This is a genomic window from Citrobacter sp. RHBSTW-00859, from assembly GCF_013729795.1.
Classification (GTDB): Bacteria; Pseudomonadota; Gammaproteobacteria; order Enterobacterales; family Enterobacteriaceae; genus Citrobacter; species Citrobacter braakii.
Genome location: NZ_CP056284.1, coordinates 2,651,120 through 2,665,155 on the forward strand (window position 1 = coordinate 2,651,120; position 14,036 = coordinate 2,665,155).

The window sequence follows — 14,036 nt, forward strand, 5'->3', positions numbered from 1 at the left end:
TTTTTTATTTCAGGCCGAAAAATGACTGATTACCTGCTGCTGTTTGTCGGAACTGTACTGGTCAATAACTTTGTACTGGTCAAGTTTCTGGGGCTCTGCCCGTTTATGGGCGTTTCTAAAAAACTGGAAACCGCAATGGGTATGGGCCTTGCCACGACGTTTGTCATGACACTGGCATCCATCTGCGCATGGCTGATTGACACCTGGATCCTCATTCCACTCAATCTCATCTATCTGCGCACGTTGGCTTTTATTCTGGTCATCGCCGTCGTCGTGCAATTTACCGAGATGGTTGTACGCAAAACCAGCCCTGCACTTTACCGCCTGTTGGGGATCTTCCTACCGCTGATCACCACTAACTGCGCGGTATTAGGCGTGGCGTTACTGAACATCAACCTCGGTCATAACTTTTTACAGTCGGCGCTATACGGTTTTTCCGCCGCCGTCGGCTTCTCACTGGTGATGGTACTGTTCGCCGCGATCCGCGAACGCCTCGCCGTGGCGGACGTGCCTGCTCCGTTTCGCGGTAATGCGATTGCGCTGATTACCGCTGGTTTAATGTCATTGGCCTTTATGGGCTTTAGTGGTTTGGTGAAGTTGTAATGAATGCTATCTGGATTGCCGTTGCCGCAGTGAGTCTACTGGGTCTGGCGTTCGGCGCTATTTTGGGTTACGCCTCACGACGTTTTGCCGTCGAAGATGATCCTGTCGTGGAGAAAATTGATGAAATTCTCCCGCAAAGCCAGTGTGGACAATGCGGCTATCCGGGCTGTCATCCTTACGCTGAAGCGATCGGCTCCCAGGGCGAAAAAATCAACCGTTGCGCACCCGGAGGCGAAGCGGTGATGTTAAAAATTGCCGCCCTGCTGAACGTCGACCCGCAGCCGATTGATGGTGATGAACACGATGTTACCCCCGTGCGTATGCTGGCGGTCATTGATGAAAATAACTGTATCGGTTGTACAAAGTGCATTCAGGCCTGCCCGGTTGATGCGATCGTGGGCGCGACCCACGCCATGCACACGGTGATGAGCGATCTCTGCACCGGGTGCAACCTGTGCGTTGACCCGTGCCCGACGCAATGTATCGAATTACGCCCGGTAGCCGAGACACCTGATAGCTGGAAATGGGATTTAAACACCATCCCTGTGCGCATCATTCCCGTGGAACAACATGTTTAAGTTATTCTCTGCATTCAGAAAAAACAAAATCTGGGACTTTGATGGCGGCATTCATCCACCAGAAATGAAGACCCAGTCGAACGGTACGCCGCTGCGACAGGTTCCGCTGGCGCCACGCTTTGTTATTCCGCTGAAACAACATATTGGCGCGGAGGGTGAGCTGTGCGTAAACGTAGGCGACACCGTGCTGCGTGGTCAGGCGTTAACCCTTGGGCGTGGTAAAATGCTTCCGGTACATGCGCCAACGTCAGGCACCGTTGTTGCTATTGCGCCGCATTCTACTGCACATCCATCGGCATTAGCTGAGCTGAGCGTTATTATTGATGCCGATGGCGAAGATCGCTGGATTGAGCGAGACGGCTGGGCCGATTACCGTTCCCGCAGCCGGGAAGAACTGATCGCACGTATTCACCAGTTCGGCGTCGCCGGACTGGGTGGCGCAGGTTTTCCCACCGGCGTTAAGCTGCAGGGCGGCGGAGATAAAATTGAAACGCTGATCATTAACGCTGCTGAATGCGAGCCGTACATTACGGCTGATGACCGCCTGATGCAGGACTGCGCGGCGCAGGTCGTCGAAGGTATCCGCATCCTGGCGCATATTCTTCAGCCACGCGAAATTCTACTGGGCATTGAAGATAACAAGCCACAGGCAATTTCCATGCTGCGCGCGGTGCTGGCTGATTCACACGATATCAGCTTACGCGTGATCCCCACCAAGTACCCGTCAGGCGGGGCCAAACAGTTAACGCAAATCCTGACCGGCAAGCAGGTTCCGCACGGGGGACGCTCTTCAGATATCGGCGTGCTGATGCAAAACGTTGGAACCGCCTACGCGATTAAACGTGCGGTGATTGACGGAGAACCGATTACCGAACGTGTCGTGACACTGACCGGCGAAGCCGTCAGCCGTCCGGGCAACGTCTGGGCGCGTTTAGGCACGCCGGTTCGTCATCTGCTCAATGACGCGGGCTTCTGCCCTTCCGCCGACCAGATGGTGATTATGGGCGGGCCGCTGATGGGCTTTACGCTGCCGTGGCTGGATGTACCGGTGGTGAAGATAACCAACTGTCTTCTGGCGCCCTCTGCCAGTGAAATGGGAGAAACGCCGGAAGAGAAAGGCTGCATTCGCTGTAGCGCATGCGCCGATGCCTGTCCGGCCGATCTCCTGCCGCAACAGCTTTATTGGTTCAGTAAAGGGCAGCAGCACGACAAAGCAACGGCGCACAATATCGCGGACTGCATTGAATGCGGTGCCTGCGCCTGGGTATGCCCAAGCAATATTCCACTGGTGCAGTATTTCCGTCAGGAAAAAGCCGAGATTTATGCCATTAGTCAGGAAGAAAAACGTGCCGCTGAGGCGAAAGCGCGATTTGAAGCCCGACAGGCGCGACTCGAACGTGAAAAAGCAGCACGTCTTGAACGTCACAAAAGCGCTGCCGTTCAGCCTGCGGCTAAAGATCATGATGCCATTGCCGCCGCGCTGGCTCGCGTAAAAGAAAAGCAGGCTCAGGCAATGCAGCCGGTAGTCATCCAGGCTGGCGAAAAACCTGACAATAGTGCCGTGATTGCCGCACGCGAGGCGCGTAAGGCGCAAGCTCGCGCAACCCGGATGGAAAACCCTCCCCAAACTGGAGGCAACAGCACAGAGGTCGACCCGCGTAAAGCTGCAGTGGAAGCGGCAATCGCTCGCGCCAAAGCCCGCAAGCTTGAACAGGAAACCGTAACGGAAACAGCCGAACCGGTGGATCCGCGTAAAGCCGCCGTGGAAGCGGCTATCGCCCGCGCCAAAGCCCGCAAGCTCGAGCGGGAAACCGTAACGGAAACAGCCGAATCGGTGGATCCGCGTAAAGCCGCCGTGGAAGCGGCTATCGCCCGCGCCAAAGCCCGCAAGCTTGAACAGGAAACCGTAACGGAAACAGCCGAACCGGTGGATCCGCGTAAAGCCGCCGTGGAAGCGGCTATCGCCCGCGCCAAAGCTCGCAAGCTCGAGCAGCAGACGGTTACGGAAACAGTCGAACCGGTGGATCCGCGTAAAGCCGCCGTCGCGGCCGCTATTGCACGCGCTCAGGCAAAGAAAGCCGCCCAGCAGCAGGTTGTAAACGAGGAATAAATGGTATTCAGAATAGCAAGCTCCCCTTATACCCATAACCAGCGCCAGACATCGCGTATCATGATGCTGGTATTACTGGCTGCATTGCCGGGGATCGCCGCTCAGCTGTGGTTCTTTGGCTGGGGTACGTTGTTCCAGATAGTTCTGGCCGCCATCAGCGCTATCGCCGCCGAAGCGGGCATGCTTAAACTGCGCAAACAACCCATTGTCGCGATTTTAAAAGACAACTCCGCGTTGCTCACCGGGTTACTGCTGGCCGTGAGTATTCCCCCGCTCGCCCCCTGGTGGATGGTAGTTTTAGGCACGGTATTCGCCGTTATCATTGCTAAACAGCTGTATGGTGGCCTCGGTCAGAACCCGTTTAACCCCGCCATGATTGGTTACGTGGTGCTGCTTATCTCATTCCCGGTACAGATGACAAGCTGGCTGCCGCCGCATGAAATTGCGGCGACTGTGCCTGGTTTTTTTGACGCCCTGAACGTTATCTTTAGCGGACATACCGCCAGCGGCGGGGATATGAACACGCTGCGTATGGGTATTGATGGTATCAGTCAGGCAACACCTCTCGATACCTTTAAGACTTCGCTGCATGCGGGACGTACTGTTGAGCAGGTGATGCAATACCCAATCTACAGCGGCATGCTTGCAGGCGCTGGCTGGCAGTGGGTTAACCTTGCCTGGCTGGTGGGCGGCGTCGTGTTGCTATGGCAGAAAGCGATTCGCTGGCATATCCCGGTTAGCTTCCTGCTGTCGCTCGCCGTTTGTGCCACTTTAGGCTGGATTTTCTCGCCAGATTCGCTGGCATCGCCTCAGTTGCACCTACTTTCCGGCGCGACCATGCTGGGTGCATTCTTTATTCTTACCGATCCCGTTACAGCATCAACAACCAACCGTGGCCGCCTGATTTTTGGCGCACTTGCGGGCCTGTTAGTGTGGTTGATTCGCAGTTTTGGCGGTTATCCTGATGGCGTGGCTTTTGCCGTATTGCTGGCAAATATCACGGTTCCCCTGATTGATTATTACACCCGCCCTCGCGTGTACGGACATCGCTAAGGACTCCTATGCTGAAAACGATTCGTAAACACGGTATTACTCTGGCGCTGTTTGCAGCGGGCTCGACGGGGTTAACCGCGGCAATCAATCAATTAACCAAGTCCACCATTGATGAACAGGCCGCGCTGCAGCAAAAAACGCTGTTCGATCAGGTTCTGCCTGGCGATCGCTACAATAATAACTTGTCCGAAAGTTGTTATCTGGTCGATGCGCAGGCGTTGGGTAAAGGCACTCACCGAGTGTATATTGCCCGCCAGGACGATCGTCCTGTTGCAGCAATTCTTGAAGCTACGGCGCCAGATGGTTATTCCGGGGCTATTCAACTGCTGGTTGGTGTCGATTTTTCGGGTACCGTGTTGGGTACGCGGGTGACCGAACATCATGAAACGCCAGGGCTGGGTGATAAAATCGAACTGCGACTGTCCGACTGGATCACCCACTTTAGCGGCAAAACGATCGCTGCGGGTAACGACGCTCACTGGGCGGTGAAAAAAGACGGCGGCGACTTTGACCAGTTTACTGGCGCAACCATTACGCCACGTGCGGTAGTTAATGCAGTAAAACGCGCCGGTTTGTATGCGCAGACGCTGCCCGCGCAACTTCCTCAACTTAGCGCCTGTGGAGAATAAACCATGAGCGAAATTAAAGACGTTATTGTCCAAGGGTTATGGAAAAATAACTCCGCGCTTGTGCAGTTACTCGGGATGTGTCCGCTGTTGGCCGTCACCTCGACCGCCACTAACGCGCTGGGCCTGGGACTCGCGACTACGCTCGTCCTGACGCTGACGAACCTGACGATTTCTGCCCTTCGTCGCTGGACACCGCCTGAAATACGTATTCCGATTTATGTCATGATCATCGCCTCCGTGGTGAGCGCGGTGCAAATGTTGATCAATGCCTACGCTTTTGGCCTGTATCAGTCTCTGGGCATTTTTATCCCGCTGATTGTGACCAACTGTATTGTTGTTGGCCGCGCTGAAGCCTTCGCAGCCAAAAAGGGCCCTGCGCTATCCGCACTCGATGGTTTTTCCATCGGCATGGGCGCAACTGGCGCCATGTTTGTTCTGGGCTCGCTACGTGAAATAATTGGTAACGGTACACTCTTTGATGGCGCAGACGGTTTGTTGGGTAGCTGGGCCAAAGTATTGCGCGTTGAGATCTTCCATACCGATACGCCGTTTCTGCTGGCCATGCTGCCACCAGGCGCGTTTATTGGCCTGGGTCTGATGCTGGCTGTTAAGTATCTGATTGATGAGAAAATGAAGAAACGTCGTGCCGAGGCGGCTGTCACGGACAGTCCGGCCGGTGAAACAGGGAATGTGTAATGAACAAAGCAAAACGGCTGGAAATACTGACGCGCCTGCGTGAGAACAATCCGCATCCGACAACCGAGCTAAATTTTACATCGCCGTTCGAACTGCTGATTTCAGTCTTGCTCTCCGCGCAGGCCACCGATGTCAGCGTCAATAAAGCGACGGCTAAGCTCTACCCCATCGCCAATACGCCAGCCGCGATGCTGGAGCTTGGCGTTGAAGGGGTTAAGTCCTACATCAAGACAATCGGTTTGTTTAACAGCAAAGCGGAGAACGTGATTAAAACCTGCCGCATTCTGCTGGAGCAACATAATGGTGAAGTGCCTGAAGACCGGGCCGCATTAGAAGCCCTGCCCGGGGTTGGGCGAAAGACGGCTAATGTGGTGTTAAATACCGCCTTTGGCTGGCCCACTATTGCCGTAGACACCCATATTTTTCGCGTTTGTAATCGTACCCAGTTCGCCCCAGGTAAGAACGTTGAGCAGGTTGAAGAGAAGCTGCTGAAAGTCGTACCCAGTGAATTTAAAGTCGATTGCCATCACTGGTTAATTCTTCATGGCCGCTACACCTGCATAGCCAGAAAGCCGCGCTGCGGTTCCTGCATTATCGAAGATCTTTGCGAATTCAAAGAGAAAGTCGATATCTGATGCTGCCGGGGCATACTGCTTGCCCCTCGCTAACATAACGATTAGTTATGCACTCCCCTGAGTTTATTTTCCCGACAATGATGCCGTTCAACCGCGCATATCTAATGCAATATTCTTGTTAATTAACACCTGAGCAGGTTAATCGTTTTTTTAGTAAAAGAAATTTCTATCTATACGTGATCCAGATCATCCAGATAACATAATGTTAAAAAATATTTATTTTTAGTTAAAGTGACAATCAGATGACCTAACTGAACAGTTTCCAAACAAAACATTACACTGGCTATTTTTCAGATAATGGCCTATATCACTGGATTCAAGCGCAAAAAGCAGAACATATCGCCACATTGCGGTTTTTACCCTGATTAAACAGTGTAAAAATCTGCCATTTTTCAAATGAAGAAATTTAACGCTAGATAACATTTCACAGCCCCGACGATTTCACCATCCATGATATATGTAACAGATTATTACAAACCACTTGTCTGAATGGTCAAGATAGTGAACATTACTTGCCGTTTCCCCTCCCACTATAACAATCGGACGGATGAACTTGACTCATCACGTGCCTGAACACCCCCGTTGATATGGGATGTAAAAAAAGAGGTAAAAGTGTCTACTGCAAACAATAAACCAACAGAAAGCGTGAGTTTAAACGCCTTCAAACAACCAAAAGCGTTCTATCTCATTTTCTCTATTGAGCTGTGGGAGCGTTTTGGTTATTACGGCCTGCAAGGAATTATGGCCGTCTACCTGGTTAAACAACTGGGTATGTCAGAAGCGGATTCCATCACCCTTTTCTCGTCCTTTAGCGCCCTGGTGTACGGTCTGGTTGCCATTGGCGGCTGGTTAGGTGATAAAGTTCTGGGTACAAAACGTGTCATTATGCTGGGTGCCGTTGTCCTGGCCATCGGTTATGCGTTGGTAGCATGGTCTGGTCACGATGCGGGTATCGTTTATATGGGCATGGCGGCCATCGCGGTCGGTAACGGCCTGTTTAAAGCAAACCCATCATCCCTGCTCTCTACCTGCTATGCCAAAGATGACCCGCGTCTTGATGGTGCATTTACCATGTACTACATGTCCGTCAACATCGGTTCATTCTTCTCTATGCTGGCAACACCGTGGTTGGCTGCGCATTACGGCTGGAGCACCGCGTTCGCTCTGAGCGTCGTGGGTATGCTGATTACCGTTGTTAACTTCGCATTCTGTCAGCGCTGGGTTAAACAGTACGGTTCTAAACCTGACTTTGAGCCGATCAACTTCCGTAACCTGTTGCTGACTATTGTTGGCGTCGTGGTGCTGATCGCGATTGCAACCTGGTTGCTGCACAACCAGCAGATCGCACGTATGGTTCTGGGCGTCATTGCTCTGGGTATCGTGTTTATCTTCGGTAAAGAAGCATTCACCATGCACGGTGCTGCGCGTCGTAAAATGATCGTCGCCTTCATTCTGATGCTGGAAGCGATTATCTTCTTCGTGCTGTACAGCCAGATGCCGACCTCACTGAACTTCTTCGCGATTCGTAACGTTGAGCACTCTATTCTTGGCATTGCTTTCGAACCTGAGCAGTACCAGGCACTGAACCCGTTCTGGATCATCATTGGTAGCCCAATCCTCGCCGCTATCTATAACAAGATGGGCGATACCCTGCCGATGCCAACCAAGTTTGCGATTGGTATGGTGCTGTGTTCCGGTGCGTTCCTGATCCTGCCTCTGGGTGCTAAATTCGCTACCGATGCGGGCATCGTTTCCGTTAACTGGCTGATCATCTGCTACGGTCTGCAAAGTATCGGTGAACTGATGATCTCCGGCCTGGGTCTGGCAATGGTGGCTCAGTTGGTTCCGCAACGCCTGATGGGCTTCATCATGGGTAGCTGGTTCCTGACCACTGCCGGTGCAAACATCATCGGTGGTTACGTAGCCAACATGATGGCTGTACCAGAGAACGTCACTGACCCGCTGATGTCCCTTGAAGTCTACGGACGTGTGTTCCTGCAGATTGGTGTTGCTACGGCTGTTATCGCTGTTCTGATGCTGCTGACGGCACCGAAACTGAATCGTATGACTCAGGACGATGACGTCAATGAGAAAGCCTCTAAGGCCGCGACAGCGTAATTCTCAGGGAAACTCTTTTTCAGGCCGCTAACTGGTGTTAGCGGCTTTTTTTTTGCCTGAGCTAGCACTACCATACGATATACCTCAGCCAAAAGGAGTTACCGATGAAACTGTTCTACAAACCGGGCGCTTGTTCTCTTGCTTCCCACATCACACTTCGTGAGAGCGGTAAAGATTTCACGCTGGATGGTGTTGATCTGATGAAGAAGCGTCTGGAAAACGGCGATGATTTTTTCGCGGTAAACCCAAAAGGGCAAGTTCCCGCGCTGCTGCTGGATGACGGTACGCTACTGACCGAAGGCGTCGCCATCATGCAATACCTGGCGGACACCGTTCCAGACCGTCAACTCCTTGCCCCAACCAGCAGCCTCTCCCGTTACAAAACAATTGAATGGCTTAACTACATTGCGACAGAACTGCATAAAGGCTTTACCCCACTGTTCCGTCCCGATACGCCGGAAGACTTCAAGCCAACCGTTCGCGCGCTGCTGGAGAAAAAAATGCAGTATGTGAACGACGCGCTGCAAGATAACCAATGGATCTGCGGTTCGCGCTTCAGCATTGCGGACGCCTATCTGTTCACCGTGCTGCGTTGGGCGTATGCGGTTAAGCTGAATATGGCAGGGTTAAGTAATATCGATGCGTATATGGCGCGTATGGCTGAACGTCCGGCGGTTGCTGCGGCGTTGAAAGCAGAAGGGTTAAATTAATTGTTGTTGCCGGGTAACGCTTGCGCTTACCCGGCCTACAGCCAAACGCAGGCCCGATAAGCGTGAGCGCCATCGAGCATTGCTTACAGCTGCGTCGCGCTGAAGTAGTGTTCAGGCTTCGCGATACAATCCTGCGCAGCCACGACCTGCAGCTCATACTCGTGCATTTTTTTGGTGGCAATCATCACTTCGTACACCGCCGCCGTCACGTGCTCCAGCGCCTGCTGTAAAGACGCGCCCTGCAGCAGTTTAACCAACAATAAGCCACTGGTGACATCACCCACGCCAACCGGTTGACGAGCGCCAAAATCGACTAACGGTCGGCTGATATGCCATGCCTGTTCAGCAGTAACTAACAGCATCTCGAAACGATCTGCGCTGATACCCGCGCGAGCCAGGTGCTTCACCAGCACAATCTCTGGTCCCTGAGCGATGAGCTCACGCGCTGCCGCCACGGCCTCATTGACATTGTTCACCGCATGCTCGCACAGAATTTCGAGCTCAACTAAATTCGGGGCGATAATATCGCTGGCCGGAAGCGCATGGCGTACATGAAACTCCGCTACGCCCGGCGCGACGATACACCCTTTTTCCGGATGGCCCATCACCGGGTCACAAAAATATTTCGCCTGCGGATTGGCCGCTTTTACTTTGCGTACAATACCCAGAATATGCTCGCCCTGTTCAGCCGAGCCAAGATAGCCGCTCAGTACTGCGTCACAAGTCTGGAGTTTATCGATATCTGCAATGCCCTGGACAATGTCAGTCAGATGACTCGGCGGCATAACGCAACCGCTCCATTTGCCGTACTGTGTGTGGTTAGAAAACTGAACGGTATTCAGCGGCCAGACATTTGCGCCAAGACGACGCATTGGAAATTCTGCTGCACTGTTGCCCGCATGACCAAAAACAACGTGGGACTGGATGGCGAGGATATTCTTCATTTTACTTACCACAACCCTGAAAAAATAAAGGGGCGTAGTTTCCCACGCCCCTGCTAACTAAATCTTACTTCCAGCAAATCAGACAATAGTTCTTCTTGCCACGGCGCAGTAAGGTGTAGCGCCCGAACAGGATATCACTCTCCTGGAAGAAATATTCCGGATCGGATTGCTTCTCACCATTGATGGTCACCGCATTAGACGCGATAGTCTTACGTGCCTGGCCGCGAGAAGGTTGCAGCTCGGAGTCCACCAGCGCCTGCATCAGATCGGCACCTTTGTCCATCTCGATCATCGGCACGCCATCTTGCGCCAGCTGTTCGAAATCCGCTTCGCTCAAATCGCTCAGATTACCGTTGAACAAGCTTTCGGTAATACGTTTTGCCGCTACCAGACCTTCTTCGCCGTGAACCAGACGCGTTACTTGCTCAGCCAGAACATACTGGGCGCGCGGCGCTTTACCGCTATTTTTATCTTCTTCTTCCAGCGCATTGATCTCTTCAATGTCCATGAAGGTGAAGAATTTCAGGAAGCGATAAACATCCGCATCGGCGGTATTGATCCAGAACTGGTAGAATTTGTACGGACTGGTTTTCTTCGGATCCAGCCACACAGCGCCGCCTTCCGTCTTACCGAATTTCGTACCGTCAGCTTTAGTGATCAACGGAACGGTCAGACCAAACACCTGGTTCTGGTGCAGACGACGGGTCAAATCGATACCCGAAGTAATATTGCCCCACTGGTCAGAACCGCCAATCTGCAGCGCAACACCGTGCAGTTTGTTCAGGCAGGCAAAGTCATAACCCTGCAGCAGGTTGTAAGAAAACTCGGTAAAAGAGATCCCCTGATCGTCACGGTTCAGACGCTGCTTCACCGCTTCTTTGTTGATCATCTGGTTAACGGAGAAGTGTTTGCCGATATCACGCAGGAAAGTCAGTACATTCATACTGCCAAACCAGTCATAGTTGTTCGCAGCAATCGCCGAGTTGTCGCCACAGTCGAAATCGAGGAACGGCGCAACCTGTTTGCGGATTTTATCCACCCACTCCTGCACGGTATCTTCGGTATTCAGTTTACGCTCGGCGGCTTTAAAGCTCGGGTCACCAATCAGACCGGTTGCGCCACCCACCAGTGCGACAGGCTTATGGCCTGCCTGCTGGAAGCGTTTCAGGCATAACAATGGAACCAGATGCCCCAAATGCAAGCTGTCAGCGGTAGGATCGAAGCCGCAATAGAGCGCGATCGGGCCTTGCGCCAGTCGCTCTGCTAACGCTTCCTCGTCCGTCACCTGGGCCACCAGCCCCCGCTCTTGCAATTGTTTAATCAAGTTACTGCTTGCCATCAAAATCTCCATGTATAAAACGACTGCACCTTAGCCGGTACACGACTTTTCGCCTGATGCGAAAGAAACATAGAATAAAGCGCCGGATTGTTCAGCACCAGCGCTTAAAACAAGAATTTTGCATCTTTAGGGGGCCAGGCGATCAATTTTCCACGCGTTATCTTCGCGTTGGTATAAAAAACGATCGTGCAGACGGTTTTCGCCACCCTGCCAGAACTCCATCTGCTCAATACTTACGCGAAAGCCTCCCCAGAAACTGGGCAGTGGAACTTCTCCTTGCTGAAACTTCTGCTTCAGTTCGAGGAATTTGCTTTCCAGAATACCGCGCGCGGAGATCCGACTGGATTGCTTAGAGACCCAGGCGCCAATCTGGCTATCACGTGGGCGACTGTGGAAGTATTTCACCACTTCCAGCGTGGAAAGGCGCTCAGCCTTGCCGATCACCATCACCTGCCGTTCCAGCGTATGCCAGGGAAACAGGAGGCTGATGCGTGGGTTTTTCTCAATCTGATGTGCCTTACGGCTACCGAGGTTGGTATAGAACACCAGCCCTTTGTCATCATAATGTTTGAGCAACACGATACGCTGATAAGGCTGACCGTTTTCATCGACGGTAGCAACGACCATCGCTGTGGGATCGGCCAGTTTGGCGTCACAGGCTTGCCCCAGCCAGCGCTCGAACAGCGCAAGGGGCTCGGCGGGAAGATCGCGGCGGCGGAGACCGCCTTTCGTGTATTCACGGCGCAAATGCGCGATTTGCTGCAATTCGTCGTTATCAGACATGATGTTGGCTACGGATTGTCAGTGGGTGACGCTATTGTGCGCCGCCCAGGTGAAAATCTCAACGCTTCGGGTTCTGTAACTGACAGTTATTTAGCACAATTCTGTCTCGTTTATAGACCGTTGCCTCATCGCCTTTAGACCAGAAGACGTAAATACCATCGGTATAGCGAGCACCTGATGCCGACACGCCCTGTTTGAGGTTCAATAGCTGATTATCATAAACAAAACTCGCCATCTGACGGGTATTGTTCAGCTTCACGGTAAGCGGTTTTTCGTCACAGCGGTATTCGAGCGTATCCGTTTGCATACGCTCGACAAATTGGTTGTACACGCTGCACCCGCTAAGCAGTACCGGCAGACACACTAACAACAGTTTTTTCATAGCCATATCCTGAAGACTTTCCTGGTCCTGGAGGGTAATGGCACCCTCCCTAATATCCCTAGTTTATCGACATATGGCGCTGAATAATTTCAGTTAACTCTGAGTTCGTGGGTTAGCAGGATAAATCGCCCCTAAAACGCTCGGTTCTGATGCGCCGGTCACGGAAGGCAGATTTCCCGGTAATCCCGCCAGCGTTCGCCACGCCAGCCAGGCAAAAGCCAGGGCCTCCATATCATCGCCGCTGATCCCAGCCTCATCGGTTGAGGTGACCTCTGTCCCTGGCAATAATGCCGCCAGACGCATCATCAGCAGCGGATTACGGCTACCGCCGCCGCATACCATTAGCCGTTCACAGCCTCCGCTTAGCAAGACCTGCTCAGAAATGGTCACGGCCGTCAGTTCGGCAAGCGTCGCCTGCACATCCCGCGGGCTTATTCCCGGGAACTGCGCCATATGACGTTCTATCCAGCCATAATTGAAATACTCGCGGCCAGTGCTTTTCGGCGCAGGCGCAGAAAAATAAGGATCGTTAAGCATATTTTGCAGTAAAGGCAGGATCACCGTTCCCGATGTGGCCCACTGCGCATCTTTGTCGTAGGGTTGGCCGCATTGCCGCCAGATCCAGGCATCCATCAGCATATTGCCCGGCCCGGTGTCGTAACCGCGAACGGGTTGCTGTGGGATAAGCAGAGACAGATTGGCAATTCCGCCAATGTTTAGCACCATCCGCCGCTCCGTTGGATGAGCCAACAGCGCCTGATGAAAAGCGGGAACCAACGGCGCGCCCTGCCCGCCGAGAGCGATATCGCGGCGACGAAAATCACCGATCACCGTTATCCCGGTACGCGCGACGATTTGATTGTTGTCGCCAATTTGCAGCGTGTGCGGCGCGATTCCCGTCGGTTCATGCCACACGGTTTGCCCATGACAGCCAATCGCAACGATCTCCTGCGGTTTCAATTTTTCCTGTGCCAACAGTGCATTCACCGCCTCGGCAAACAGATAACCGAGCTGTGCGTCGAGTTGGCCAAACTGCGATAGCGTAAGCTGCTGCCCCTGGCAGATATCCAGGATCGCCTGCTTTATATGGAGAGGGATAGGCCAGGTCAGACTCGCCTGTTGCGCAACCATCGTTTCATCTATTGTCGCCAGCACAACATCGACACCATCAAGGCTGGTTCCAGACATTACACCGATAAAACGGCCCGATTTCATATGTCATCCTTTTAAGCAAATTAGCCTTGACACTCAACCATAAAGTGCCGACTAATGCCATGCTTCCTTAATGATTTTTGAGGGCTAATCATTACAATGGACGCTTTATTACATCAATTATATGAATGATTCGTTTATACTCGGTATATCCGATTTCGGTTAAGATTTTCATATTGTTCCAGTAGAACATGTGACCTTAGGCTCACAAGTGCCATATAATTTAGCCATGAAGGGTGCTTTA

At 52.6% G+C, this 14,036-nt stretch carries 14 protein-coding genes; 9 read left to right on the forward strand and 5 right to left on the reverse strand.

The features are described from left to right. The first annotated feature begins 21 nt into the window (after positions 1–21). From rsxA to gstA, 9 genes are all read left to right on the forward strand, one after another. The gene (gene rsxA, locus HV302_RS13245; RefSeq protein ID WP_003029144.1) at positions 22–603 is read left to right on the forward strand and encodes an electron transport complex subunit RsxA; all 582 of its coding nucleotides are present in this window, start codon (positions 22–24) and stop codon (positions 601–603) included. Further along, entirely contained in the window at positions 603–1,181 is a 579-nt protein-coding gene (gene rsxB, locus HV302_RS13250; protein ID WP_181625941.1) for an electron transport complex subunit RsxB, read from the forward strand. The genes rsxA and rsxB overlap by 1 nt, the downstream gene beginning before the upstream one ends. After that, positions 1,174–3,291 (forward strand): electron transport complex subunit RsxC, encoded by a 2,118-nt coding sequence (gene rsxC, locus HV302_RS13255; protein ID WP_181625942.1) that lies wholly within the window; start codon positions 1,174–1,176, stop codon positions 3,289–3,291. The genes rsxB and rsxC overlap by 8 nt, the downstream gene beginning before the upstream one ends. Continuing rightward, positions 3,292–4,344 (forward strand): electron transport complex subunit RsxD, encoded by a 1,053-nt coding sequence (gene rsxD, locus HV302_RS13260; RefSeq protein WP_181625943.1) that lies wholly within the window; start codon positions 3,292–3,294, stop codon positions 4,342–4,344. It abuts the gene before it with no gap. Between the two features lie 8 nt (positions 4,345–4,352). Next, positions 4,353–4,973: an electron transport complex subunit RsxG gene (rsxG, locus tag HV302_RS13265; RefSeq protein ID WP_016153006.1), complete on the forward strand. Its 621-nt coding sequence runs from the start codon at positions 4,353–4,355 to the stop codon at positions 4,971–4,973. Positions 4,974–4,976: 3 nt separating this feature from the next. Next, complete coding sequence (locus HV302_RS13270; RefSeq protein WP_016153005.1) at positions 4,977–5,669, forward strand: electron transport complex subunit E; 693 nt, start codon at positions 4,977–4,979, stop codon at positions 5,667–5,669. After that, a complete protein-coding gene (gene nth, locus HV302_RS13275) occupies positions 5,669–6,304 on the forward strand; it encodes an endonuclease III (RefSeq protein WP_016153004.1) in 636 nt (211 codons plus the stop codon). Before HV302_RS13270 ends, nth begins: the two co-directional genes overlap by 1 nt. 612 nt (positions 6,305–6,916) lie before the next feature. Then, positions 6,917–8,422 carry a dipeptide/tripeptide permease DtpA gene (gene dtpA / locus HV302_RS13280; protein ID WP_016153003.1) on the forward strand — a complete coding sequence of 502 codons (1,506 nt, stop codon included), beginning with the start codon at positions 6,917–6,919 and terminating at the stop codon, positions 8,420–8,422. A gap of 104 nt (positions 8,423–8,526) precedes the next feature. Continuing rightward, positions 8,527–9,132, forward strand: coding sequence for a glutathione transferase GstA (gstA, locus tag HV302_RS13285; protein WP_016153002.1), 606 nt, complete (start codon positions 8,527–8,529; stop codon positions 9,130–9,132). 83 nt (positions 9,133–9,215) lie between these two features. On the opposite strand, the gene pdxY is transcribed toward gstA, so the two are convergent. The 5 genes from pdxY to anmK form a co-directional block, all read right to left on the reverse strand. Continuing rightward, the gene (pdxY, locus tag HV302_RS13290) at positions 9,216–10,076 is read right to left on the reverse strand and encodes a pyridoxal kinase PdxY (RefSeq protein WP_181625944.1); all 861 of its coding nucleotides are present in this window, start codon (positions 10,074–10,076) and stop codon (positions 9,216–9,218) included. 64 nt (positions 10,077–10,140) lie between these two features. Beyond that, positions 10,141–11,415 carry a tyrosine--tRNA ligase gene (gene tyrS, locus HV302_RS13295; protein ID WP_003836431.1) on the reverse strand — a complete coding sequence of 425 codons (1,275 nt, stop codon included), beginning with the start codon at positions 11,413–11,415 and terminating at the stop codon, positions 10,141–10,143. Positions 11,416–11,541: 126 nt separating this feature from the next. Then, the gene (gene pdxH, locus HV302_RS13300; protein ID WP_003029169.1) at positions 11,542–12,198 is read right to left on the reverse strand and encodes a pyridoxamine 5'-phosphate oxidase; all 657 of its coding nucleotides are present in this window, start codon (positions 12,196–12,198) and stop codon (positions 11,542–11,544) included. Positions 12,199–12,256: 58 nt separating this feature from the next. Next, on the reverse strand, positions 12,257–12,586 hold the full coding sequence (gene mliC, locus HV302_RS13305) for a C-type lysozyme inhibitor (RefSeq protein ID WP_085951051.1): 330 nt from the start codon (positions 12,584–12,586) through the stop codon (positions 12,257–12,259). Between the two features lie 87 nt (positions 12,587–12,673). Beyond that, complete coding sequence (gene anmK / locus HV302_RS13310; protein ID WP_016152999.1) at positions 12,674–13,795, reverse strand: anhydro-N-acetylmuramic acid kinase; 1,122 nt, start codon at positions 13,793–13,795, stop codon at positions 12,674–12,676. Positions 13,796–14,036: the final 241 nt, after the last annotated feature.

Coding starts and splice junctions, on each gene's coding strand:
- rsxA (WP_003029144.1), top strand. CDS start 22: ATGACTGATTACCTGCTGCTGTTTGTCGGAACTGTACTGGTCAATAAC.
- rsxB (WP_181625941.1), top strand. CDS start 603: ATGAATGCTATCTGGATTGCCGTTGCCGCAGTGAGTCTACTGGGTCTG.
- rsxC (WP_181625942.1), top strand. CDS start 1,174: ATGTTTAAGTTATTCTCTGCATTCAGAAAAAACAAAATCTGGGACTTT.
- rsxD (WP_181625943.1), top strand. CDS start 3,292: ATGGTATTCAGAATAGCAAGCTCCCCTTATACCCATAACCAGCGCCAG.
- rsxG (WP_016153006.1), top strand. CDS start 4,353: ATGCTGAAAACGATTCGTAAACACGGTATTACTCTGGCGCTGTTTGCA.
- HV302_RS13270 (WP_016153005.1), top strand. CDS start 4,977: ATGAGCGAAATTAAAGACGTTATTGTCCAAGGGTTATGGAAAAATAAC.
- nth (WP_016153004.1), top strand. CDS start 5,669: ATGAACAAAGCAAAACGGCTGGAAATACTGACGCGCCTGCGTGAGAAC.
- gstA (WP_016153002.1), top strand. CDS start 8,527: ATGAAACTGTTCTACAAACCGGGCGCTTGTTCTCTTGCTTCCCACATC.
- pdxY (WP_181625944.1), bottom strand. CDS start 10,076: ATGAAGAATATCCTCGCCATCCAGTCCCACGTTGTTTTTGGTCATGCG.
- tyrS (WP_003836431.1), bottom strand. CDS start 11,415: ATGGCAAGCAGTAACTTGATTAAACAATTGCAAGAGCGGGGGCTGGTG.
- pdxH (WP_003029169.1), bottom strand. CDS start 12,198: ATGTCTGATAACGACGAATTGCAGCAAATCGCGCATTTGCGCCGTGAA.
- mliC (WP_085951051.1), bottom strand. CDS start 12,586: ATGGCTATGAAAAAACTGTTGTTAGTGTGTCTGCCGGTACTGCTTAGC.
- anmK (WP_016152999.1), bottom strand. CDS start 13,795: ATGAAATCGGGCCGTTTTATCGGTGTAATGTCTGGAACCAGCCTTGAT.